This is a genomic window from Arthrobacter sp. B10-11, assembly GCF_033142195.1.
Lineage (GTDB): Bacteria > Actinomycetota > Actinomycetes > Actinomycetales > Micrococcaceae > Arthrobacter > Arthrobacter oryzae_C.
In genome coordinates, this window is sequence record NZ_JAWMTH010000001.1 from 1,049,992 (window position 1) to 1,071,944 (window position 21,953).

The following is a 21,953-nucleotide window of genomic DNA, read 5'->3' on the forward strand; positions in this document are numbered from 1 at the left end:
TCCCTCCATACTTTCACTTGTTGGCGGGCTTTCTCCATGAGGCTTGCGGTTCCGCAACGGCAAGCTCCCGGATCCGTTCCGTGGCGGCCCAGCTGGCCAGCAGGCGGAGCCGTTCGTCCGACGGCGATCCGGGGACGGCGGGATAGACGGTGAGCCTGAAGCCGGGATCCTCGGCGAGGTCCATGGCTTCGTAGGTGAGTTCGAGTTCCCCCACCGCAGGGTGGTGGAAGACCTTGGTTCCGGCGTAGTGGCGGCGGACGTTGTGCGCGGCCCAGCGGGTCCGGAATTCCTCACTGCGCATGGACAGTTCCCCCACGAGGTCCGCGAGGCCTTTGTCGAACGGGTTCTGGCCGCTGTAGGTGCGCAGCAGTGCCACGTTGGTGCTGGCCGCCCGTTCCCAGTCGGGGTAGAAGTCCCGGGCCTTGGGGTCAAGGAAGATGAACCGGGAGTGATTGGCCGGCCGGGCGGGACCGCGGTACATCTCTGAGTACAGGGCAAAGCCGAGCTGGTTGGCCGCCACGATGTCCATGTGCTGGTTGCCGATGAACGCCGGCGCCGCCGTGATGGCGTCCAGCATGAACTGCAGGGCGGGGCGGACGGTCCCGCTCTGCAGCGGACGCTGCCGGGCCCTGCCGGAGGGGCTGGCCGCACGCGCCAGGTTGTAGAGGTGGTCCCGTTCCGCCTCGTCCAGCCTCAGGGCGCCGGCGATGGCGTCGAGCACACTTTCGGAGGTGCCGGAGAGGTTCCCGCGCTCAAGCTTCGTGTAGTAATCCACGCTGACCCCCGCGAGCATGGCCACCTCTTCGCGGCGCAAGCCGGGGACCCGGCGTCGTCCGCCGTAAAGCTTCAGGCCGGCCATTTCCGGGGTGATCTTGGCGCGCCTTGAGGCGAGGAACTCCCGCACGGCCATTCTGTTATCCACTCGTTCACGCTACACCGGGGCAGGGCGTCCCAGGGAGGTACTGCCAGACCCCGGATAGGCAGAGCCGTGGCTGGGAACGCGACGGCCCGGTTGAATGGGAATCAGTCCCCCCATCCCCACTGGAACGGAGCCCAGCATGACCGCCACCGGCGCCCCTGAGCATGCACCAGCACCCGCAGCTGAACCTGCACCGCAACAGGCCGTCGGCCGGCCGCTGGCAATCGTGCTCGGCCTGCTGACGATCTTCGGTCCGATCTCCATGGACCTCTACCTTCCCGTCCTGCCGGCCCTCACCGCAGAGCTTGGAAGCACGACGTCGGTGGCGCAGCTGACCATCACGGCGTGCCTGCTCGGGCTGGCCATCGGGCAGGTGGTTGCCGGTCCGCTCTCGGACCGCTTCGGCCGCCGGAAACCGCTGCTGATCGGGGTGATCGCCTACACGGTCACGTCGGTGCTGTGCGCGCTCAGCCCCACCATCGAAACGCTCATCCTCGCCAGGTTCGTCCAGGGCCTCGCCGGCGCTGTGGGCATCGTGATCGCGCAGGCGGCGGGCCGGGACGTCTACTCGGGCGGAAAACTGATCCGCTACTACGGGCGCCTCACCGTGCTCGGCGGGCTGGCAGCCATCATCGGCCCCGTGATCGGCGGACAGCTCGCAACATTCACGGACTGGCGCGGGGTCTTCCTGTTCCTGGCCGCCGTGGGCGTGGCCATCCTCGTGGCGTCCCTGCTGGTCTTCCGGGAGACGTTGCCGAAAGAGCACCGCATCACCGGCGGACTCTCCCACACGCTCAACGACTTCCGCCGGCTCCTGGCCGACCGGCGGTTCGTCGGAGCCGTCCTGATCACCGGTTTCACGTACTCGGCGATCTTCGCCTACCTGAGCGGGGCAACCTACATCCTCCAGGGCATGTACGGGCTCTCCCCGCAGGAGTACTCGCTGGCGTTCGGGCTGAACTCCCTGGGCTTTGTGATTTTCGGGTTCATCTCCGGCCGCCTGGCCGAGCACTGGTCCGAACGCGGAACGCTCGCCGCGGGCCTGGCCATGGCGCTCGCCGGTGCCCTGGGCCTGCTCGCGACGGCGCTCCTGCAGCTGCCGCTGATTGCCATCATCCTGTCCCTGTTCACCATGGTCAGCGGGGTGGCCGTGACCAGCCCGCCGGCCACATCGCTGGCACTCAAGGACTATCCCGACATCGCCGGCACGGCCTCCTCGCTCCTGGGCCTGGCCCGGTTCGCCTTCGGCGGCCTGGCCGCCCCCTTGGTGGGCATCGGCGGGGCCAATGATCCGGTGCCCTTCGGCATCGTCGCGGCCGCCGCGGCGGCAGCGGCGGCGCTCTGCCTCGGACTGGTGGGCCGGCGTCGAACGGCCAGCAGTGCGGTCAGCAATCCGGGCGGGGGCGTTGACGGACCTGCCGGTGCTGGCGGGGCTGGACCTGACGGGCGTTGACCAGGTCCTGGATGAAGCGCCCCAGGCCGGTGGTGTCGGCAGGGTTGTCGGCCAGGGCCACGAGACCGCACGCGAGGCTGGCGAGCTTGACGTTCCTGTTGTTGCTGTAGGCCGCCAGCAGGTTGAAGGCGTCGTCCGATCCGATGCCCAGCCGCCCCATCAGGATCCCGGCGGCTTTCGCGATGGTGCTCCGCGTTCCCATCGCACCCCGGACGGCTTCACGGGCGGCCAGCTCAGTCTCCCGCTGGATCGTCGAGGTAAGGTCCAGCATGACGCCGGAAATCGAGGACACGTTCCCTGCCGCGTCCAGTACGGCCTCCCCGGCCGTCAGCACTTTGCGTTCGTGCAGCCGGGCATCCACCAGGCGATGGTAGATGGCGACGTGCCCGCCGTGGGCGTACACCTCGCGGCTGATCTCCTGGATTCGGGCCAGGTCCTCAGGGTGCTTGTGCGCCAGCGTCAGCTCCAGGGTGGGCACAACTTCCCCGCGGCTGTAGCCGTGGATTGCGTAGAGCCCGTCCGACCACTGCATCGCGCCTGATTTGGTATCCAAAACAAACGTTCCAGCCGGCAATACCGACGCTCCCAAAGCACTGGAATACGTCTCCGCCCGCCCCAAAATTTCGCTCATTGGGCCCCTCTGTCACGGGTCGGCTTCCCCCGACTCTGATGGTACGCCGATGACCGGGGATTCCGCACGCGGCAGGTTCCGGCCTGCCGGAGAATAGCCGCCGTCAGGACTTCAGCGCGGCCGCGATCTCGGCAGTCCACGCGTCCACCGCGTCCCAGTCCCGGAAATCACCGGCTGGCAGCGCATCCTTGGCGGCCGGCACGAGCTTCATCAGCTTTTCGGCCACCCCGACGGGCGGCGCCGCCGGATCCCGGGCACCGAAGAACACTTGTTCCCCGCGGGCGTGCACTAGCCCCGAGAGCTTCTCGAATTCCTTGGGCCGGGTGGTCTCAAGGACATCGTGGCCCTCTGCATCCACACGGTCCGTGCCCAGCGGTCCGCTGCTGAACAGCCACACCGGCCGCTCCGACAACAGCGCCTGGTGGGTCTTGACGAAGGCAGTGACATCCTTCATGACATGGGCCATGTACGTCGCTCCGCCGATCACGAAGGCATCGTAAGGAGCGGCGTCGAAGTACTCGCTGACGGAGCGTGCCTCGGCCGCCAGGCCGGCATCCTTGAGGCCGGAAGCAATGCGCTCGGCGATCCCGGCCGTTGCACCGTGCCGGCTCGCATAACCCACCAGTACCTTCATCGGAGTCTCCTCTTGGGGTTGATTTGGTGTTGCTGCCACTTGCACCGCAGTTCGGTGATGCGCAGTTCCATGATGGCGGGAGGTGCCCGTCGGCAGGTAGGGGCTTCCGGCCGGGGCACCGCACCCGTCACAGCACCGGATTCAGCACCGCCTCTTGACAGCATGCCCCAAAATGGGATTACCTAATGAACATTCGGTAAATAAAGCTGGAGGCAATGACGCATGGCTGAAGCAACACTTTCCGGGGCCACCCACCCCATCCTTGAAAACGACTATGCCTCCGAATGGATGGGCATCGAGGTTGTTGCGCTGGACGACGGACACGCCACCATCCGCATGGCACTCCGGCAGGAAATGCTCAATGGGTTCGGCATGGCGCACGGCGGAATGATCTTCGCCTTCGGCGACACAGCCTTCGCGCTGGCCTGCAACCAGGCCACCCCCAGCCCTGCAGACGAAGGCAACATCACCGTGGCGTCCGGCGTCGATATCAACTTCCTCAAGCCGGCCTTCCGCGGCCAGGTTCTTACCGCCGTCGCCAACCGCCGCGCCATGACCGGCCGCAGCGGCCTCTTCGACGTCCAGATCTTCGCCGCCGATCCCGCCGCAGGCACTCCCGCTGCGGCACCCGCCGGCCCGGTCCCCGCAGCCACGGTTCCGGGCCAACTCCCCACCGACATGCCCCCGGGCGAGCTCATCGCCGAGTTCCGCGGCCGCAGCCGCACCATCTCCAAGAAATAGAAACAGGGACCCCAGATGACCCTCCACGCCACTGAACCAGCAGCAGCCACCGACGCCGTGCTGGACCGCGAAGAAACCATATCCCGCGACGAGCTGGAGGCACTGCAGCTGAGCCGCCTCCAGCACACGGTTGCCTACGCCTATGACCGCGTGCCGCTCTACAAGCGCAAGTTCGACGAAGCCGGCGTCCACCCCACGGACCTCCGCGAACTCGCGGACCTGGGCAAGTTCCCCTTCACCACCAAGGAGGACCTCCGGCTGGAGTACCCCTTCGGCATGTTCGCCGTGCCGCAGCACGAGGTGGCACGCATCCACGCCAGCTCCGGCACCACCGGCCGCGCCACTGTGGTGGGCTACACCAAGAAGGACCTCGCCGACTGGGCCAAGCTCGTGGCACGATCCCTCCGTGCCTCCGGCGTCCGCCCCGGCATGAAGGTCCACAACGCCTACGGCTACGGCCTGTTCACCGGCGGCATGGGCGCCCACGCCGGCGCCGAGGCCCTGGGTTGCACGGTCATCCCCATCTCCGGCGGCCAGACCGAACGCCAGATCACCCTCATCCAGGACTTCAAGCCCGACGCCATCCTGGCCACCCCCACCTACCTGCTGACCATCGCCGACGCGATGATGAAGCAGGGGATCGACCCGGCCTCCACCTCCCTCAAGTACGCCGTGCTGGGCGCCGAGCCGTGGACCGAGGAAATGCGCCACGAGCTGGAAACCACCATGAACATCAAGGCCTGCGACATCTACGGCCTGTCCGAGGTCATGGGTCCCGGCGTGGCCGGCGAAGCCGTGGAAACCCAGGACGGCAGCCACATCTGGGAGGACCACTTCCGCCCGGAGATCATCGACGCGTTCGACCCCACGAAGGTCCTGGGCGACGGCGAACACGGCGAGCTGGTGTTCACCTCGCTCACCAAGGAAGCGCTGCCCATCATCCGCTACCGCACCAAGGACCTCACCCGCCTGCTCCCCGGCACCGCACGCCCCGCGCACCGCCGCATGGGCCGCATCACCGGCCGCAGCGACGACATGATCATCCTGCGCGGCGTGAACCTGTTCCCCTCGCAGATCGAGGAGATCGCCCTCCGCATCCCCGAGCTCAGCCCGCACTTCCAGCTGGAACTCACCCGGCCCGAAGGCCAGCGGATGGACCAGCTCACGGTGAAGATCGAACGCCGGGAATCCGTCACTGTTGAAGGTGTCGCTTCGGCAGCAAAGGTCCTGCAGCAGCAGATCAAGATCCATGTCGGGTCCTCCTGCACCGTCAACGTCGTCGAGCCGGGCTCGCTGGAGCGTTCAAACGGCAAGCTCCGCAGGATCTACGACATGCGCCCCAAGGGGTAGCGCGAACGGACAGTTGCGGCCCCGCGCGGCAACGGCCAGAAGGGCCCGGGTTTCCTCCCGGGCCCTTTTTGGCGTGCCCGCCGGCTTCCCCCGACCGTCCTCCGATTTCCCCAGCGACCGCCCGCCGGTTTCCCCAGCCGGCCATCAGCCCTCGCATTTGCCCCTTGTTGCCACAATTTAGGCAATCGGTTGCCAAATATCGCCAGAGCCCCTAGTCTGGGAACCGCGCCCACGCAGTGGTGGTCGCTTTCTCATGAACAGGATCAGCAATGACGCATACTCCCTCGACTACGGGAACCAAGCCACACGGCGCGCTCCACCCGGCCGCCGTCAACAAAACCGAGCTTCGCCGCGCCGGCTGGGCAGGGTTCATCGGAACCGTCCTGGAAAACTACGACATGGTTGTCTACGGCGTGGGCACGGCCATCATCTTCAACACCCTGTTCTTCCCCAACGTCTCCCCCGCGGTCGGCTTCATCGCCAGCTTCGGCGCCTACGCCGTCGGCTTCGTGGCCCGGCCCATGGGCGGACTGTTCTTCTCCCGCTACGGCGACAAGATCGGCCGGAAGTTCGTACTCGTGGCCACGCTGGCCCTGATGGGCACTGCCACTTTTGCCATGGGCCTGCTGCCCACTTACGAATCCGTGGGCATTCTGGCCCCGATCCTCCTGACCGTGCTGCGGTTCATCCAGGGCTTCGGCGCCGGCGCGGAAATGGCCAGCGCCGTGGTGCTGCTCGCCGAATTCGCCCCCAAGGGCAGGCGCGGCGCCATGACCTCGCTGGTGTGGGCAGGTGCCGCCGTCGGCTCCGTCTTCGGGTCCGGCGCCTGGATCCTGGTGCAGCTGCTGCCGCGCGAAGACCTCGAGTCCTGGGGCTGGCGCCTGGTGTTCCTTTCCAGCGCCCTTGTCACCGTGGCCGCGTACCTGATCCGCCGCAACATGAAGGAATCGCCCGTCTTCGCCGAGCTCAAGAAGGAGCACGTCGAGGCAGCCTCACCGGTGGCGGAAGTGCTCAAGAAGGGCCGCCGCCCGCTGCGCCAGGTGTTCCTCATCAACATGGGCACGCACGCGCACTCCTACATCTACCAGGCCTTCCTTGGCACGTTCCTGATCTCCGTGGTCAACATCGACAAGGCACTCATCCCGCAGATGCTGGCCATGGGCGGCCTCTTCGCCATTCCCGCCGCACTGGTGGCCGGCCGCGCCACCGACCGCTGGGGCCGCAAGCCCGTGAACGTGTTCATCCTTGCCTTCCTCTTCCTGTTCTCCTTCCCGGCGTTCTGGCTCAGCAGCACGGGCAACGTCTGGCTGATTGCGCTCGTCTACGCCGTGGGCTTCACCTTTGCCGTGGAGGGCGGCATCGCGGCGCAGTCGGCCATGTACGCCGAGCTGTTCGGTTCCAAGTTCCGGTACGCCGGCGTGGCCATTGCCCGCGAGTTCTCGGCGATCTTCGGCGGCGGCATCGCGCCCATCATCTGCTCGGCGCTGCTCGCCTGGGCCACCGGCTCGTACTGGCCCATCGCCACCTACATGATGGTCATCGTGGGCATCTCGCTGGTCCAGGCCATCAAGGCACCAGAGACCAGGGACCGCGACCTCACGCTGGAAGAGAACGCCAGCTAAGGCGTCTGGCAACGACTGTCCGGCAAGGACGGTTCGGTAACGCCCGACGTCGGAAGGTCACCGACGTAGGGATGGTCCCCGGCTGCTGCGGCCGGGGACCATCCTTTTACGGGAGGCATACAGTGCACTGCTGCCAATGCGCGACAGCGCTGTGACGTGCCGATGGCTAACCGCCAGCCGGGCAGCCCAACGTGCCTGATCCCGTCCCGGTCTCTGAAGTTGTTTCAGCAGTTGGACCGGCCCCCGAACCGGTGGTTCCTACTACTAGCTGTTCTAGCACCGGGGCCACAGGCAGGCAAGGATTTTCAGGGATATGACCCGGTTGCATCAATTGACCGAACGTTCATGAGAAAATAGCCGGTATGTCCACCACTGATGCACCTACCAAGCGCGGCCGCCCCGGATACGACCAGCAGTCGGTGCTGCAGATCGCCGTCGAGGTTTTCAACCGCCACGGCTACGACGCCACGTCCATGGGCATCCTTGCCGAAAACCTGGGCATTTCCAAGTCGGCCATCTACCACCACGTGCCCTCCAAGGGCGACCTCCTCAAGCTTGCCCTGGAAGAGGCGCTGGGCGGACTGGAAGCCATCCTCGAGCAGCCGCAGGCCCAGACCGGAACGGCCGAGGCCCGGCTGGAGTTTGTGCTCCGCAAAACCATCTCCGTGCTGGTGGAACGGCTCCCCTTCGTTACCCTGCTGCTGCGCCTACGCGGCAACACGGAGATTGAGCGCGACGCCATGGAACGCCGGCGCACCTTCGACCACAAGGTGGCGGCCCTGATATCCGCCGCCCGTGATGAGGGCTCCCTGCGCGAGGACATCGATCCCCGCACGGTCACCCGCCTCCTCTTCGGCACCATCAACTCCATCGTCGAGTGGTACAAGCCGGGCGGCTCACTCTCCCCGGAGAAGCTGGCCGACGACGTCATCACAATGGCTTTCAAGGGACTCAACGCAGCACGCTAATCGCGTTCTCCCCCGACGCGGCCGGACGGCCGCCGTGGGGGTCATTGACGGCGTGAAAAGCTGCGCCCACCCTGTAGTCATGGCCACGAAGTTATCCGACGTCCTGTTCGGGATATTTCCTGATTTGCGCTACCAGCCCACCCCCAAAAGGGTGCGGGCCATGCTCGGCGGGAACGCCGTCGTCGACACCCTGTACGCGCTCCTGGTGTGGGAACCCAGACGCGTTACACCGGTCTATGCCGTCCCCGAAGTGGACCTTCAGGCGGAACTGGAGCCGCCGGGACAGCAGCCTGGCCACATCCCCGAATACGGGTTCAAACTCATGCTGGACTCCCCGCCGTCGCTCGATCCGCGCACCGGCTTCGGCCGGCATACAGCCGACGGTGAGGAGTTCGACGTCGTGACCTCCGACGCGAGGCTGCCCCGCGCGGCCTTCCGGCCGGCTGACCCCGACCTCGCCGGACATGTGGTGCTGGACTTCAACGCCTTCGACTGGCTAGAAGACGACGAGGAAATCATCGGGCACCCCCGCGACCCGTTCCACCGCGTGGACATCCGTGCGTCGTCACTCACCGTGGAGGTAAGGGTCGACGACGTCACCCTGGCCACCACGAACGGCGCGCAGCTGCTGTACGAAACCATGCTGCCGGTGCGCTACTACCTCCCGCCGCTGGACGTGCGGCTGGACCTCATGGACGCCGGCGACAAGAAGACGGTGTGCCCGTACAAGGGGACGGCGAGCTACCTGACCTACCCGCCCGCCGAGAACGGGCGCAACATCGCGTGGATGTACGACCAGCGTTTCCGTGACGCCGCCCAGATCCACGGGCTGGTGTGCTTCTTCAACGAACGCGTGGACATCACCGTGGACGGGGTCAGGCAGGAACGGCCGGTCACGCCGTGGTCAACACCAGCGTCGCACTGACGGGGTGTTGCTGCCGCGGTGTTGCTGACGCGGGTGAGCCCGGCTGGGTTGTGGCAAAGATAAGGCGTCCCGCTGAGCCGGGACGCCAGTCTTTACAGCTGGTAATCAGCTACCGTGCTGATGTTCTCGTGCACGCAGAGAATGTTGTGCTCGGAGTCCATGAACCAGGCGCACTTCTCGGAATCGGTTGTACAAATGTGGTTCTCGGTCTTGAGATCGGGGAGATCGTAATCCTGGAACGTGACGCCCTTGGCTTCCATCTCCCGGACGGTGCGTTCGATCTCGCTGACTTCGAAACTCAAGGCGGTGTGCTCTGAATGCTTACCGTCCTTGACTGGCATCAGCTGCAGCATGGGGCCGCCTTCTGAGCCGAACAACTCGCTTCCGTCATCTGCCACGCCACGGTGCGGGAGTCCAAGGGTGTCCGCATAGAAATGCCGGGCACGCTCTGCATCATCGACTGGCAGGACTGTTGTGGCTTTATTGAGTACTAGGGTCATTTCGCCACCTCCTACGTTGAAAATTTTACGCCCGAGCGGTGCAGAAAGATCTGGCCGGACGCTCTCCCACTTCCCGCCGCCTCCCCCCGGACGCCCTCTCACTTCCTGCCGCCTCCCCCCGGACGCTCTCCCACTTCCCGCCGCCTCCCCCCGGACGCTCTCTCACTTCCCGCATCAAGTTGTAAATGAGAATGATTCTCATGTAGTCTCAGGGCATGAATGTGACAGTCGTAAGTTCCCTGGACGCTTTCTGTCGGCAGCAGGCGTGCGCGGCGCTGGCCGCGGATTCGCCGGGCGCCCTGGTCGTTTTCCATGACCTGCTCGAAGACGGGCTGGTGATCCGGCGTGTCTTCCGGGAGGGCCGGCGCCTCGAGCGTGAAGAGTCGACGCTTGAACACGGCTGCCTCAGCTGTACGGTTCGTCTGGATGTTGTGCCCACAGTGGGCAGGCTGCTGGAACAGGGTTCGCACATCATTCTGGGCCTGCCGCCCGCTGTGGCCTCAGTGGCGGCCGTGCACGCACTGCTGAAGGGTCTCGGGGCCTCCATCACGATTGATTCGGCAGTGCTTGCCTGCGCTCCGGGGGCGGTGGAGGACCAGATCTGGGACCACCACACCCTGTTCGAGTCCGGCTTCACTCCTGTTCCGGACGACGACCGGACACCGGGGGAATTCCTCATCGGGGAACTCGCATTCAGCGACACGGTCCTGCTGGCCGATCCCGCCCTGGTGCCTGTCGATCCGGCGATCCGGGACCGCGGGGTCCAGCTCGTTAAAGAGCTGGCCCCGCATGCGAAGGTCACCGCTGACGACGGCGGCATCCGGCCGGGACGGCACAACCTGGCGGAGGCGACGGCCCGGACCGCCCCCGGCTCGGTTCGGATCCCGGCAGAGTCCTGCCCACCTTTCAGTACGGTTGTGCAGCGGATACGGCGGCCCCTTCATCCGGAGCGCTTCCGGCATGCCCTGGCGGCCCTGGCGGAGGGATGCTGCTGGCTGCGCGGACGGCTCTGGGTGGCGTCTGCGCCCGGGTGCCGGATCGCCATCCAGGGCGTCGGGCCGCGTGTGTGGCTGGAAAACACCGGACCCTGGCAGGCCGACGGCGCATCCCGCCCGTTCATGTCAGCCGAAGCCGGTCCCGACCCCGTGCTGGACTGGCATCCCGAATTCGGTGATCGCGGCACCGTCCTGGCCGTCACGGGCGACGACGTCGACGCCGCAGAAATCGCCGCGCTGCTTACGGCCTGCGAATTGTCCGACGCGGAGATGGCTTCCGCCGCAGCCTCATTTCCTGATCCATTTTCCCTGAACCAACCATCCGAAACAGCACAAAGGAGCACATCATGAAAGTACGGAACTCACTGCGCGCCCTGAAGAAGATTCCAGGCGCCCAGATTGTCCGCCGTCGGGGCCGCACGTTCGTCATCAATAAGAAGAACCCCCGGATGAAGGCCCGCCAGGGCTGACCAGGGGCTCAGCCGCAAGCGCCGGGATCTCTATCCGCACCAACTGGGGAGGAACCCCGGGAAGCTCCGGACATGTCGGCCGGTATCCAGCTCGATGATCTCGGTCCGCATGGGCGAATAGGCGGCCGCGACAGGGTAGCGGTCGTAGGCACCGTCAGGGGCTGTTGCTTCCACGGCAAGGAATTTTCCGTCCGGAGAGGGGCAGTAGTTTTGGATGCGCGACCATGCAGGCTCCGGCTCGAAGAGGTTCGAAGAGCCTGTCGCGTCCGTGACCGTCAGTATGGACGTCACCTTGCCTGCGGCGAAATTGCTAATGCTTTGGACGTAGCGGCCGCTTCCGTTGAGGAGGACGGTGGTGCCCGGCCATGAATTGTCGTTCCGGACGACCGCCTTCAGGTCGAGGGGGCGTACGGTCCCCTTCGTCAGATCGATGCCCGAGTTCTTCCCGATCTTGTCCGTGGGGTCGGAACCTGGGTCGACCACGTGGACTTCCCTGGTTCCGGGAATGAACCCGCGGAATTCGGTGTGCAGGCCCAGCGGCGCGGGTTTTCCGGCGTTGAGGGCATCGACGAGGAACATGGCCGAGGAATCGTTCCGCACCACCAGTGAGGAGGTGCCGGGAACGAAGTCCCAGTTGAGGACGGACACCGCCTTTCCATCGGGGCCGCGGATCTCCCGCGGGGGCGTGGAGGGATCCTCGATGTCGTATACGAACAAGGTCTTGTGGTGCTGCTGTGACGGCGAGGCGCTGGAGAAGGCGAACCCGATGAGGCCCTTGGACGCCGCGCGCAGGAGTTCGACCTGTCCAGGTCCCGGAAGCGGAACCTGGGCCTCCGGCCCGCCGGAGAGGGGGACGATGTCAAGGGAAGTGGTGTTGTCCTCATTGATCGTGACGGCGGCCAGGGCGTTGGGCAGCGCCGCGTATTCCTGAATCCGGTTGGCAGTGAGGATGACGGACCCGTCGCCTGAATCGATGATGTTGGTTCCCCGTATGGTGTCCGGCTTCTTCTTTCCGGCGCCGTCATAGCTGATGTCGCGCTGGAGCGTGTACAGCTCGAAGCCGGCCGTCCCGGACGTCCCTTGCAGCGCCGACACAGCGTTCGGCCGGGGTTCCGAGACGAAGTTCGCGGCCGTGAGGGCCAGGCACAGTGCCACCAGAAGGGCGATCGTGCCGCGGAGCCGCACGGCGAAGGAGAGCAAGCCGCGGCGTGGGGCCCTTGCCGGGATGCGCGGGGCCGGGCGGGGACGTGTGCTCTGGGCAGCGGATCGCTTAGTAGACATAGGGGGAATCCGGTTCCGGGACCGCGGTAATGGAATCTGGAACCATCACCAGGGTTTCACCGCTGATCTGGCTGGGGTTGGTTTCGAAGCCGCCGGATACCGTTACCCAGCTGTCGGTTTCGAACCGGTCCTGCCAGCCCGGCGAGTAAACGGGCAGGCCGATCGGCCGGGCATCCACTGCGCAGCAGGTCAGCACGAAACGGGCCGTGAAGAAGACGTTTTCCGGGTCACTCTTGTCCGGTGTCACGAATCCGGTGACGGTCGCCGTCTTGCCGGCCAGAAATTCCTGCCCGGCCCCCTGACGCAGCAGCGAGACCCAGTCCTTCATGGTGAACGTGGTGTAGTCAGCGCCCACGAGCTCGATAGCCTCGTCCCTCGAAAGCGTCGACGCCGCACCGTTGAGGTCGCGCTGGTTGACCGTGGCGGTGCTGAGCGTGGCCGGCGGCAGGACCAGGAGTCCGGCGACGGCGGCAGCCACGATCAGCGTGCTTCCTGCAGCTCCGAGGCGTCTCCGGCGCCGTTTGCCGGCGTCGTCGTGCCCGGAACCGCCCGCATGATCGTGGCCGTGTCCGTGCGGGTCTTGGGGAACCAGGGCCCGGGGAACCAGTGCGAATGCGGCCAGTGCCAGCACCGCCGCGATCACGGCCATGATCATGGTGAACACGAAGTACCGCGGGTGGATGTACAGCGCGAGCTGCCCTGTGTAACCCAGCCACAGGGTGGCCACGACGCCGATGAGGCTCAGGATCACGCCAAGCCAGCGGTCCAGGAGCCGCCTATAGAGCATAATTGACCGCCAATCCCAGTGCGGCGGAGCACAGTGCCACCACCACGGTGAGCTGCAGGAGGGTCTTTGCGGTGAAAGTGGTGCGGAGGAGGGCCAGCATTTTCACATCAATCATCGGCCCGAACACCAGGAACGCCACGATGGAGCCCGGCATGAACGTTGCCCCGAAAGACAGGATGAAGAACGCGTCCACGTTGGAGCACACTGCCACGACGAAGGCCAGGACCATCAAGGCGGCAACGGACCAGACCGGGCTGCTTCCCACCGAGACCAGGACGTCCCGCGGGACCCCTACCTGGATCAGCCCCGCGATCCCTGCGCCGATGAACAGGGCGGGCATCATGGCGCCCGTCTCCCGCACGAACAGCTGGACGCTGCGTCCAACCTTTCCCCCGGCCTGTCCGGCGTGGTCCTCCAAGGAACACTCCTCCTGGAACCGCGGCGTCAACAGCGCCTCGGGGCGGGGATGGCGGCTATAGATCCATCCGATCAGGTTGGCAATGAGGAAACCGCCGGCGATGCGGGAAACGAGGATGCCGTTGTCCCAGCCAAATGCCTGCTGGGTGGTGATGATGGTGACCGGATTCAGGATCGGCGCAGCAAACAGGAACGTCATGGACTCGGACACGGTCAGCCCCCGGACGATCAGCCCGCGGGCCAGCGGGACATTTCCGCATTCGCACACCGGAAGCAGCATTCCCAGCAGGGACAGGACGGGCCGCCTGAGCGCCGGACTCTTCGGGAGCCGTCGGACCAGGAAACCCTCCGGCAACCAGACCTGCACTCCGATCGAGAGCACGATGCCAAGGAAAACGAACGGGAGGGATTCGATCACCACGCTGATCGACAGGGAAACAAAGTCACGCGCAGCATCCGCCAGCCAGGTTACCTGGCCCGTCGCCGGAGACAGGATGCGGAGGGCCAGCAGTACACCAATCACCGCTAAGCCGACCATCAGCCCTACGGCAGGGCGGCGCGCTCTTCCGGGCGTCGGATGAGTGTGGGCGTCGTGGGGCGCCTGGACGCGTTTTGTTGTCGCTGGCACCGGCACGGGCACTCCCCCACTAAATCGGCATCCGCCTGACCCCCGGCACCGGTGGGACGTAGGAAGGAACGCCCGGCCCGGTGCAATGCCCCAAGTCTAGGCAGCGCACCCCGGAGGCTCATGAGTGGCCTCTACTTGAGTTTCACCAGTGACCACTCGTATCAAGGGGCATCATACGTATCAGAGATAGCCCACGAAACGCCGACGCTCTCTCACTTCCTGCCGGAAAAACGCCGACGCTCTCTCACCGGGTGTGAGAGCGTCGGCGGAAAACCCGCAGGAAGTGAGAGAGCGTCCGGGGAGGGCTACTTTTCGACGAGGGTGAGGACGTCGTAGGTGGCCACGATTTCGTCGTTCTGGTTGGTGAGGACGGCGTCCCAGGCCACCTCGCCGTATTCGTCGGTTTCGCGCGGGGTGATCTTCTTGGCGGTCAGGGTCACGCGGATGGAATCGCCTGCGGCCACCGGGGTGATGAAGCGCAGGTTCTCCAGGCCGTAGTTCGCCAGCACGGGACCCGGAGCCGGCTCCACGAACAGCCCGGCGCCCCAGGCCAGCAGCAGGTAGCCGTGCGCCACAATGCCCGGGAAGAACGGATTGGCCTCCGCAGCCTCCTGGTTGGTGTGGGCATAGAACGTGTCGCCGGTGGAGTTGGCGAACTTGGTGATCTCCTCCAGGCTGACTTCGCGCAGCCCGGAGCGGACCGCGTCACCGATGCGCAGGGTGCTCAGGTGCTTGCGGAACGGGTGCTGCCCCTCGGTGTCAAGGGTGAAGTTCCGGTCGGCGCCCGTGTGCCACACACCCGTGACGGCGGTGAGCATGTTGGGCGACCCTTGGATGGCGGTGCGCTGCATGTGGTGCATGACCGAGCGGATGCCGCCCAGCTCTTCGCCGCCTCCGGCACGTCCCGGCCCGCCGTGGACCAGGTGCGGGACGGGCGAGCCATGGCCTGTCGACGAACGGGCGTCCTCGCGGTTGAGCATCAGGACGCGGCCATGGTGCGCCGCGATCCCGGTGACCAGTTCGCGGGCAACCTCGGGGTCGTTGGTGCACACCGAAGCCACCAGCGAGCCGCCACCGCGGGCGGCGAGGCGCACGGCGTCGGCCAGGTCGGTGTAGCCGATCACCGAGGACACAGGACCGAAGGCCTCCAGCGAGTGGACTTCCTCGGCTTCGGCGTCTGCCCAGCTGAGGAGCACCGGCGACATAAAGGCACCGCCTTCGACGACGGAAACTCCCCCGTCGGCCTTGGTCACCTTGGGCGAATCGAGCGTGCCGTACGCAAGCTCGCCGCCGGCGTCGAGCATTGACTGCACAGCGGCGCGGACGTCGGCCAGCTGCTCCAGGGAAGCCAACGCACCCATGGTGACGCCTTCGGCGCGGGGATCACCCAGCACCACGCGTTCCTCGATGCGGGCACCCACGGCGGCAACGACGTCGGACACCAGCTCCCGGGGCACGATGGTGCGGCGGATGGACGTGCACTTCTGGCCGGCCTTGACGGTCATTTCGGTGACCACGGATTTGATGAAGGCGTCGAACTCCGGAGTGCCCTTGACAGCGTCCGGGCCCAGGATGGCGGCGTTGAGCGAGTCCGTTTCGGACGTGAAGCGGATGCCGCCCTCCACCACGTTCGGGTGGTTCTTCAACGAGTTGGCCGTGGAGGCGGACCCGGTGAACGACACTAGGTCGCGGTAGTCGAGGTGGTCCAGGATGGTGCGGGCCGATCCGGAGATGAGCTGCAGGGAACCCTTGGGCAGGATGTTGGACTCGATCATGGCCTTGACCACGGCCGCCGCCACGTAACCGGTGGGGGTGGCCGGCTTGACGATGGTGGGAACACCGGCGATGAACGCCGGCGCAAATTTCTCCAGCATGCCCCAGACCGGGAAGTTGAAGGCGTTGATCTGCACTGCGACGCCTGGGATGCGGGTGTAGATGTGCTCGCCGGCGAAGGATCCGTCCCGGGACAGCACCTCCATGGGTCCGTCCACCACAACCTGCGAGTTGGGCAGCTCGCGGCGGCCCTTGGAACCGAAGGTGAAGAGCACGCCGATGCCGCCGTCGATGTCCACCATGGAGTCGATCTTGGTGGCGCCGGTCTGCGCGGACAGCTCGTAGAAGTGCTCGCGGCGGGCGTTGAGGTACTGGGCAAGTTCCTTGAGCTTGAGGGCGCGCTGGTGGAAGGTCAGCGTGCCGAGTTCCTTCTGGCCGGTGGTGCGGCCGTAATCCACGACGTCGGCAAGGTCCAGTCCCTCGGTGCTCACCCTGGCGAGGAGCTCGCCGGTGCTGGCGTCCAGGACGGGGACGGCGGAAGCCGCCGCTCCGGCGTCGGGCGTCCACCAGGCGTCCCGGACGAAACTGGGAACGGTCTCCACAGTGTCCAGCGAGGATTTCGGAGCAGTTGCAGTGGTGGTCATCGTTGACGGGTCCTTCCAGCGCGGGGCAAGATCATCACGGTCAGTGCATTACTGACCGTCCGTTCGGTAATATGTCTACAGTACATGAATGTGCCGCGCTGCACACTAGCCTTGCTGCACAGTAGGAAGACCGACAACGAAAGCGAAGTGGCCATGCAGCCCGAAACCGGCAGCGCCGAACTGTGGAAGATCACGCTCGGCGAACTCGACGAGAAGATGGGCGTGAAGATCGTCGAGGAATCCGTGGAGCGTGTTGTCGCCACCATGCCGGTGGAAGGCAACCGGCAGTCCTTCGGGCTGCTTCACGGCGGGGCCTCACTCGCTGTGGGCGAGGCCGTGGGCTCCTGGGCCGCCGTGATCCACGCCAGCACCATGGGCAAGACCGCCGTGGGCGTGGATGTGTCCGCCACCCACCACAAATCGGCACGCGACGGCCAGATCACCATCACGGCCACGCCCATCCACCTGGGCGGAACGCTGACCACGCACGAGGTCCTGCTCACCAACGAGGCCGGCCAGCGCCTGTGCACGCTCCGGATCACCAACCTGTTGATGGACCGGAAATGATGGACAAAAAAACTTCATGACTTTGCATCCAAAGAGGGCATCCCGCAGGTAGTAAAGGCGTAAGCACAAACACAGCCCGTCCCCCGGGCGTCCCTCTGAGGAGTTTGAAATGCGCAAAACAACCTACGCCGCCGGAGCACTGTCGCTCGCGGCCGCACTGACCTTCGCAGCGCCCGCCCAGGCCGGTGGCTGGCACCACCACGACGACGACCCCGCCAAGCTCAGTGTCCTGCACGGTGTCCCCGGCCTGACGGTGGACGTGTGGGTGGACGGCAACCTCACCCTGGATGACTTCACGCCCGGAACCCTGGCCGGCCCGCTGGAGCTCGCCGCCGGCGACTACGACATCGCCATCACCGCCGCGGACGCCACCAGCGCCGACAACCCGGTGATCGGGCCGGTGACCGTTGAGCTCGACAGCGGCGGAGACTACACCGCCGTGGCCCACCTCGACGCCGAGGGCGCCGCCACGGCCACACTCTTCGCCAACGACACGAAGGCTCCGCGCAACGACAAGAAGGGCAAGCTGACGGTAAGGCACGTAGCCGCGGCGCCCGCCGTCGACGTCCTGGCCGGCGGATCCGCCGTGATCGAGGGACTCAGCAACCCGGACGAGGCAACCCTGAAGCTCAAGGCCGGAACCATCTCGGCGTCCGTTGCCGCCGCCGGGACCACCGACCCCGTGATCGGGCCGGCCGACATCACGGTCGAGGGCGGCAAGAACACGATCGTGTACGCCTGGGGCAGCCTGGCTGACGGCAACCTGGCCGTGGCAGTCCAGGTTGTTGACTCCGAGGACCGGCGGCACGGCCGCCGCTGACCCACGCCATCACTCATAACCAACACCGGCGGGGCCGCCTGGCGCGGCCCCGCCGCTGTGCCTGTCACCGCTGGTGTGATCTACAGCGCTGGTGCGGCTGGCACAGCGCAAACGCGACCCCCCGCCGTCGTGATTTACAGCGCTCCGCCCGCAGCTTCCGGCGTCCCGGAGTCGCCGCCGCCGCCGTGCCCGCCGCCGTGACCGTGGTGGCCGCCGTGCCCGCCGCCGCCCCCGGCGTCTCCCACCCGTTCGCGGGCAAGGAACATCTCGACGTCGAACAGGTTGTCCGCCCGGCGTGCAACGTTCAGGAGTGTGGACATGGATGCGACCTCTTCCACCTGTTCCTTGAGGAACCAGAGCATGAACTGTTCCCCAAGGGGATCGTTTTCCGCCCGGGCCGCGGCGAAGAGTTCCTTGATGCGGTCCGTGACTTCAATTTCCTGCGCCAGGGCCAGGACCAGGGGTTCCTCCGCCGAGGTGAAGTCGTTCCGGACCGGGTCGATGCCGGGAATCGAAATCCTGATGCCCCGGTCCAGGATGTACCGGACCATCATCATCGCGTGGTTCCGCTCCTCCAGCGACTGCCGGTAGAAGTGCTTGGCCAGCCGGGGCAGGTCCTGCCCGTCGAACCAGGCCGCAATGGCTATGTACTGCTGGGACGCTGCGAACTCATTGCCGACCTGTTTGATGAGCAGGTCGTTGAAAGTTGTGGTGCTCATGGGGCTCTCCTCGAGTCGGGGGTCAAGGCTGAGGACCTGCGGCACGGAGGCTCTGCGTGGCCCGGGGTTGCCGGAGGGCCTTCACTGAGCTTGCTCCGGCGTGGAGGAGCTGGTCAAGACCCCGCTGGTCCGCGTCTATGGCGGACCGGCGTCGGGGACGGCATAATGTGGTTCCACAGGTCTCACTGCCGCTCGAAGGAGCCATCGATGACCCCTGCCGGCCCGCACGATTGGGACGCTGCTCTCGATCATGCGTTCGCGTCCGGCCAGGAAGCGGCCCTCGCCGAGGCCTACCGGCGGCTGAGCCCGCTGGTGTTCACGCTGGCGCTGAGGTCGCTGGGGGAACGGGCAGCGGCCGACGACGTCACCCAGGAAGTTTTTATCCGCGCCTGGAAGTCACGCAACAGCTACCGGCCGGAAGCCGCCCGCCTGCCGGCCTGGCTGGTGGGGATCACCCGCAACGCCATTTCCGATGCGCTCTCCGCCCGGATGCGCCGGCAGGAGCTGGAACACGCCGCCGGGCAGTTCGTGGGTGATGAACGCGTCGCCGGACCGCCGGCGGCTGACGTGGAAGCCGTGGCGGACCGCATAACCTTGGAGGAAGAGCTGGACCGGTTGGGCGATCCACAGAAGGCGATCATGAAGCTGGCGTTCTACGAGGACCTCACGCACGACCAGATCTCCTCGCGCCTGCAACTGCCCCTCGGCACCGTCAAGAGCCACATCCGCCGCAGCCTCTCCCGGATGCGGACCCGCCTGGAGGTGGGCCATGAAGCATCTTGACGATGAGCAGCTGAGCCTGCTGGCCCTTGGCGAACCCGCCGTGAGCCCGGCCGAGGCCGATCACCTGGCGTTCTGCAGTGAGTGCTCCGGAACCCTCGCCGCCCTGGAGCGCACCGTCCGCGCCGCCACCGTGGATCCGGCCGAAGTGGAACTGGCCACGCCCGGACCGCACAACTGGGCCGCCATCCACCAGGCATTGGGGCTCTCCCCGGAGCAGGCTCAGGACCCGCTGAGCCGGGACCCCTCTCCGGAGAGTCCGACGGCGGGACGTACGACGGCGGGACGCCCGGCGGCGGCGCCGGTCACCTCAGCGCCGCCCACCTCAGCGCCGCCCACCTCAGCACCGGTCACCGCGCCGACGCCACTTAGGCCGCGCGCCGCAGGTGCGAGGGCAGGTTCCGGTGCCCGGCGCTGGGTGGCGATGGCGGCGGCCGCCGGGATCGTCGTGGGCGCGGCCGCCGTGTGGGCCGGCTACAGCGTCCTCGGGCGGGGCCCGGAAGCCGTGCCTTCGCCCACGCCGACGGCTCCCCGGCCCGTGGTCATTGCCCAGGCACCGCTGCAGCCCCTGGCGTCGTATACGGCAAACGGGAAGGCGCTGGTGGAGGAGCTTCCCGACGGGACGCGCCAGCTGGTGGTCCAGCTCCCGGACAGCCGAATCAACGGCTTCCGTGAGGTCTGGGTCATCTCGCCGGACCTCTCCAAGCTCGTCAGCCTCGGCGTGCTGGACGGCGAGCCCGGGGTCTTTGCCATCCCTGAAGGACTGGACCTGGCCGAGTACCCCATTGTGGACGTGTCCAACGAGCCGTTCGACGGCAACCCCGCACACTCGTCGGACAGTATTGCGCGCGGCGAGCTGGCTACGGAAAACTGATCCGAAGCTTGCCCCGGTACACCGGTTTTCGACTGCCGTGAAGTGCCAACCGGCCCGGAAGTGGACGGGCCCGGACTGCTAGGTTTGCTGTGCCGAGCGACGAACCACCGCCTGCATTCACCGGCAAGACCGGAAGGGACCAACCATGCTCTCAGACACCTCTGCTCCAGTCATCAAGGCAACGCTGCCTGTAGTTGGCGAGCACATCGAGGAGATCGCCAAACGGTTCTACAAACACATGTTCGAGGCGCGGCCGGACCTCCTGGACGGCCTCTTCAACCGGGGCAACCAGGCGGACGGGAGGCAGCAGCAGGCGTTGGCAGGGTCCATCGCGGCGTTTGCCGGGTTCCTCGTGGACAAGCCTGACCAGTTGCCGGACCATCTGCTCTCCCGCGTGGCCCACAAGCACGTGTCGCTGGGCCTGGCCCCGGATCAGTACCAGATTGTGCATGACCATCTGATGTGGTCCATCGTGGACGTGCTCGGCGATGCCGTCACTCCCGAGGTGGCCGCCGCCTGGGACGAGGTCTACTGGCTCATGGCCAACATGCTCATCAACAAGGAACGCGGACTCTACAACGCCGTGCACCTTTCGCCCGAGACGATCTGGCGGACGTGGCGGGTGGTCCGGCGGATCCAGGAAACCGACGACGTGCTCACGTTCATTGTGGAACGCACCGATGAGCGCGACGTCAAACCGTCCCTTCCCGGGCAGTACGTCACCATCAAGATGCTGATGCACGACGGCGTGCACCAGCCCCGGCAGTACAGCCTCACCAAGGCCGACGACGGCCACCACCGGCAGTTCGCGGTGAAGCGCGTCCAAGGACTCCCCACGCCCGACGGCGAGATGTCCAACCTGCTCCACAACGAGATCCACGAAGGCGACGAGGTGGTGCTTTCGGCACCCTTCGGCGACGTGGTCCTGGAATACACGGACAGGCCGGTTGTCCTGGCCAGCGCGGGCATCGGCATCACGCCAATGGCCGGCATGCTGTCCCATCTGGTGAAGGCCGGTTCCCAGCGCCAGGTCATGCTCCTCCACGCGGATGACACCCCGGAGTCGTTCCCGCTCCGGGCCCAGGTCACCGAGGACCTCGCGCAGCTGGCAGACGGGTCGCTGAACACGTGGTTCCTCGAACCGGATGGCTCACCCGCCGCTTCGGGTGCAGCCGGGACGGGTGCAGCCGGGACGGGGTCAGCCTGGACGGACAGCGCACCGGCGTTCAAGGGCTTCATGGACGTCAACGCGGTGGATCTGCCGGACGACGCCGAGTACTACCTCTGCGGTCCGCTGCCCTTCCTGAAGTCGGTCCGGAGCGCGCTGGTGGCACGGGGCGTACCGGCCAAGGACATCCAGTACGAAGTGTTCGGCCCGGACCTCTGGCTGGCCGACTTCCAATAGCCCGGAGTTTTTGTCCACTTATCGCGAGGTAAGGCCGCTATTGGTCGCGA

The 21,953-nt window shown here is 66.3% G+C and carries 22 protein-coding genes; 13 read left to right on the plus strand and 9 right to left on the minus strand.

The features are described 5' to 3' along the window. Positions 1-13: 13 nt before the first annotated feature. Positions 14-922: a helix-turn-helix transcriptional regulator gene (locus RW112_RS04915; RefSeq protein WP_317780655.1), complete on the minus strand. Its 909-nt coding sequence runs from the start codon at positions 920-922 to the stop codon at positions 14-16. A gap of 136 nt (positions 923-1,058) precedes the next feature. Here RW112_RS04915 and RW112_RS04920 point away from each other — a divergent pair, with 136 nt between their 5' ends. Continuing rightward, on the plus strand, positions 1,059-2,372 hold the full coding sequence (locus tag RW112_RS04920) for a multidrug effflux MFS transporter (RefSeq protein ID WP_317780656.1): 1,314 nt from the start codon (positions 1,059-1,061) through the stop codon (positions 2,370-2,372). On the opposite strand, the gene RW112_RS04925 is transcribed toward RW112_RS04920, so the two are convergent. After that, entirely contained in the window at positions 2,305-2,925 is a 621-nt protein-coding gene (locus tag RW112_RS04925) for a PAS and ANTAR domain-containing protein (RefSeq protein WP_317780657.1), read from the minus strand. The two genes, RW112_RS04920 and RW112_RS04925, sit on opposite strands and share 68 nt — an antisense overlap. A 181-nt stretch (positions 2,926-3,106) precedes the next feature. Then, positions 3,107-3,637: a flavodoxin domain-containing protein gene (locus RW112_RS04930; protein WP_317780658.1), complete on the minus strand. Its 531-nt coding sequence runs from the start codon at positions 3,635-3,637 to the stop codon at positions 3,107-3,109. 222 nt (positions 3,638-3,859) lie between these two features. On the opposite strand from RW112_RS04930, the gene RW112_RS04935 reads away from it, so the two are divergent. The 5 genes from RW112_RS04935 to RW112_RS04955 all read left to right on the plus strand — a co-directional run bounded on the left by RW112_RS04935 (position 3,860) and on the right by RW112_RS04955 (position 9,243). Beyond that, positions 3,860-4,378, plus strand: a complete 519-nt coding sequence (locus RW112_RS04935; protein WP_317780659.1) for a hotdog fold thioesterase — start codon at positions 3,860-3,862, stop codon at positions 4,376-4,378. 15 nt (positions 4,379-4,393) lie between these two features. Next, complete coding sequence (gene paaK / locus RW112_RS04940) at positions 4,394-5,728, plus strand: phenylacetate--CoA ligase PaaK (protein ID WP_317780660.1); 1,335 nt, start codon at positions 4,394-4,396, stop codon at positions 5,726-5,728. 269 nt (positions 5,729-5,997) lie between these two features. Next, positions 5,998-7,350, plus strand: a complete 1,353-nt coding sequence (locus tag RW112_RS04945) for an MFS transporter (RefSeq protein WP_317780661.1) — start codon at positions 5,998-6,000, stop codon at positions 7,348-7,350. A gap of 362 nt (positions 7,351-7,712) precedes the next feature. After that, the gene (locus RW112_RS04950; protein WP_317780662.1) at positions 7,713-8,318 is read left to right on the plus strand and encodes a TetR/AcrR family transcriptional regulator; all 606 of its coding nucleotides are present in this window, start codon (positions 7,713-7,715) and stop codon (positions 8,316-8,318) included. Positions 8,319-8,397: 79 nt separating this feature from the next. Beyond that, positions 8,398-9,243, plus strand: coding sequence for a DUF427 domain-containing protein (locus RW112_RS04955; protein WP_317780663.1), 846 nt, complete (start codon positions 8,398-8,400; stop codon positions 9,241-9,243). A 92-nt stretch (positions 9,244-9,335) separates the two neighbouring features. Here the strand turns inward: RW112_RS04955 and RW112_RS04960 are convergent, their stop codons facing one another. Continuing rightward, positions 9,336-9,743, minus strand: coding sequence for a VOC family protein (locus tag RW112_RS04960; RefSeq protein ID WP_317780664.1), 408 nt, complete (start codon positions 9,741-9,743; stop codon positions 9,336-9,338). A gap of 215 nt (positions 9,744-9,958) precedes the next feature. On the opposite strand from RW112_RS04960, the gene RW112_RS04965 reads away from it, so the two are divergent. Next, on the plus strand, positions 9,959-11,089 hold the full coding sequence (locus tag RW112_RS04965; RefSeq protein WP_317780666.1) for a GTP-binding protein: 1,131 nt from the start codon (positions 9,959-9,961) through the stop codon (positions 11,087-11,089). Beyond that, a complete protein-coding gene (gene ykgO, locus RW112_RS04970) occupies positions 11,086-11,208 on the plus strand; it encodes a type B 50S ribosomal protein L36 (RefSeq protein ID WP_011693081.1) in 123 nt (40 codons plus the stop codon). Before RW112_RS04965 ends, ykgO begins: the two co-directional genes overlap by 4 nt. Positions 11,209-11,238: 30 nt before the next feature. On the opposite strand, the gene RW112_RS04975 is transcribed toward ykgO, so the two are convergent. The 4 genes from RW112_RS04975 to paaZ form a co-directional block, all read right to left on the minus strand. After that, entirely contained in the window at positions 11,239-12,489 is a 1,251-nt protein-coding gene (locus tag RW112_RS04975; protein WP_317780667.1) for a hypothetical protein, read from the minus strand. Beyond that, on the minus strand, positions 12,479-13,276 hold the full coding sequence (locus RW112_RS04980; protein ID WP_317780668.1) for a TIGR03943 family putative permease subunit: 798 nt from the start codon (positions 13,274-13,276) through the stop codon (positions 12,479-12,481). Before RW112_RS04980 ends, RW112_RS04975 begins: the two co-directional genes overlap by 11 nt. Further along, entirely contained in the window at positions 13,266-14,231 is a 966-nt protein-coding gene (locus tag RW112_RS04985) for a permease (protein WP_317780669.1), read from the minus strand. Before RW112_RS04985 ends, RW112_RS04980 begins: the two co-directional genes overlap by 11 nt. Before the next feature lie 395 nt (positions 14,232-14,626). Beyond that, positions 14,627-16,738 carry a phenylacetic acid degradation bifunctional protein PaaZ gene (gene paaZ, locus RW112_RS04990; protein WP_317780670.1) on the minus strand — a complete coding sequence of 704 codons (2,112 nt, stop codon included), beginning with the start codon at positions 16,736-16,738 and terminating at the stop codon, positions 14,627-14,629. A gap of 153 nt (positions 16,739-16,891) precedes the next feature. On the opposite strand from paaZ, the gene RW112_RS04995 reads away from it, so the two are divergent. Further along, positions 16,892-17,305, plus strand: a complete 414-nt coding sequence (locus RW112_RS04995) for a PaaI family thioesterase (RefSeq protein WP_317780833.1) — start codon at positions 16,892-16,894, stop codon at positions 17,303-17,305. Positions 17,306-17,414: 109 nt separating this feature from the next. Beyond that, positions 17,415-18,125, plus strand: coding sequence for a DUF4397 domain-containing protein (locus RW112_RS05000; protein ID WP_317780671.1), 711 nt, complete (start codon positions 17,415-17,417; stop codon positions 18,123-18,125). A gap of 134 nt (positions 18,126-18,259) precedes the next feature. Here the strand turns inward: RW112_RS05000 and RW112_RS05005 are convergent, their stop codons facing one another. After that, positions 18,260-18,844, minus strand: coding sequence for a ferritin (locus RW112_RS05005; RefSeq protein WP_305942067.1), 585 nt, complete (start codon positions 18,842-18,844; stop codon positions 18,260-18,262). Between the two features lie 207 nt (positions 18,845-19,051). Here RW112_RS05005 and RW112_RS05010 point away from each other — a divergent pair, with 207 nt between their 5' ends. The 3 genes from RW112_RS05010 to RW112_RS05020 all read left to right on the plus strand — a co-directional run bounded on the left by RW112_RS05010 (position 19,052) and on the right by RW112_RS05020 (position 21,903). Beyond that, a complete protein-coding gene (locus RW112_RS05010; protein ID WP_317780672.1) occupies positions 19,052-19,627 on the plus strand; it encodes an RNA polymerase sigma factor in 576 nt (191 codons plus the stop codon). Next, a complete protein-coding gene (locus RW112_RS05015) occupies positions 19,614-20,498 on the plus strand; it encodes an anti-sigma factor domain-containing protein (RefSeq protein WP_317780673.1) in 885 nt (294 codons plus the stop codon). Before RW112_RS05010 ends, RW112_RS05015 begins: the two co-directional genes overlap by 14 nt. Positions 20,499-20,643: 145 nt before the next feature. Further along, positions 20,644-21,903 (plus strand): globin domain-containing protein, encoded by a 1,260-nt coding sequence (locus RW112_RS05020; RefSeq protein ID WP_317780674.1) that lies wholly within the window; start codon positions 20,644-20,646, stop codon positions 21,901-21,903. Positions 21,904-21,953: the final 50 nt, after the last annotated feature.

What these genes read in the sequence shown, in the direction of transcription:
- RW112_RS04920 (WP_317780656.1), top strand. Translation starts at nt 1,059, where the DNA reads ATGACCGCCACCGGCGCCCCTGAGCATGCACCAGCACCCGCAGCTGAA.
- RW112_RS04930 (WP_317780658.1), bottom strand. Translation starts at nt 3,637, where the DNA reads ATGAAGGTACTGGTGGGTTATGCGAGCCGGCACGGTGCAACGGCCGGG.
- RW112_RS04935 (WP_317780659.1), top strand. Translation starts at nt 3,860, where the DNA reads ATGGCTGAAGCAACACTTTCCGGGGCCACCCACCCCATCCTTGAAAAC.
- paaK (WP_317780660.1), top strand. Translation starts at nt 4,394, where the DNA reads ATGACCCTCCACGCCACTGAACCAGCAGCAGCCACCGACGCCGTGCTG.
- RW112_RS04945 (WP_317780661.1), top strand. Translation starts at nt 5,998, where the DNA reads ATGACGCATACTCCCTCGACTACGGGAACCAAGCCACACGGCGCGCTC.
- RW112_RS04950 (WP_317780662.1), top strand. Translation starts at nt 7,713, where the DNA reads ATGTCCACCACTGATGCACCTACCAAGCGCGGCCGCCCCGGATACGAC.
- RW112_RS04955 (WP_317780663.1), top strand. Translation starts at nt 8,398, where the DNA reads ATGGCCACGAAGTTATCCGACGTCCTGTTCGGGATATTTCCTGATTTG.
- RW112_RS04960 (WP_317780664.1), bottom strand. Translation starts at nt 9,743, where the DNA reads ATGACCCTAGTACTCAATAAAGCCACAACAGTCCTGCCAGTCGATGAT.
- RW112_RS04965 (WP_317780666.1), top strand. Translation starts at nt 9,959, where the DNA reads ATGAATGTGACAGTCGTAAGTTCCCTGGACGCTTTCTGTCGGCAGCAG.
- ykgO (WP_011693081.1), top strand. Translation starts at nt 11,086, where the DNA reads ATGAAAGTACGGAACTCACTGCGCGCCCTGAAGAAGATTCCAGGCGCC.
- RW112_RS04975 (WP_317780667.1), bottom strand. Translation starts at nt 12,489, where the DNA reads ATGTCTACTAAGCGATCCGCTGCCCAGAGCACACGTCCCCGCCCGGCC.
- RW112_RS04980 (WP_317780668.1), bottom strand. Translation starts at nt 13,276, where the DNA reads ATGCTCTATAGGCGGCTCCTGGACCGCTGGCTTGGCGTGATCCTGAGC.
- RW112_RS04985 (WP_317780669.1), bottom strand. Translation starts at nt 14,231, where the DNA reads ATGGTCGGCTTAGCGGTGATTGGTGTACTGCTGGCCCTCCGCATCCTG.
- paaZ (WP_317780670.1), bottom strand. Translation starts at nt 16,738, where the DNA reads ATGACCACCACTGCAACTGCTCCGAAATCCTCGCTGGACACTGTGGAG.
- RW112_RS04995 (WP_317780833.1), top strand. Translation starts at nt 16,892, where the DNA reads ATGCAGCCCGAAACCGGCAGCGCCGAACTGTGGAAGATCACGCTCGGC.
- RW112_RS05000 (WP_317780671.1), top strand. Translation starts at nt 17,415, where the DNA reads ATGCGCAAAACAACCTACGCCGCCGGAGCACTGTCGCTCGCGGCCGCA.
- RW112_RS05005 (WP_305942067.1), bottom strand. Translation starts at nt 18,844, where the DNA reads ATGAGCACCACAACTTTCAACGACCTGCTCATCAAACAGGTCGGCAAT.
- RW112_RS05010 (WP_317780672.1), top strand. Translation starts at nt 19,052, where the DNA reads ATGACCCCTGCCGGCCCGCACGATTGGGACGCTGCTCTCGATCATGCG.
- RW112_RS05015 (WP_317780673.1), top strand. Translation starts at nt 19,614, where the DNA reads ATGAAGCATCTTGACGATGAGCAGCTGAGCCTGCTGGCCCTTGGCGAA.
- RW112_RS05020 (WP_317780674.1), top strand. Translation starts at nt 20,644, where the DNA reads ATGCTCTCAGACACCTCTGCTCCAGTCATCAAGGCAACGCTGCCTGTA.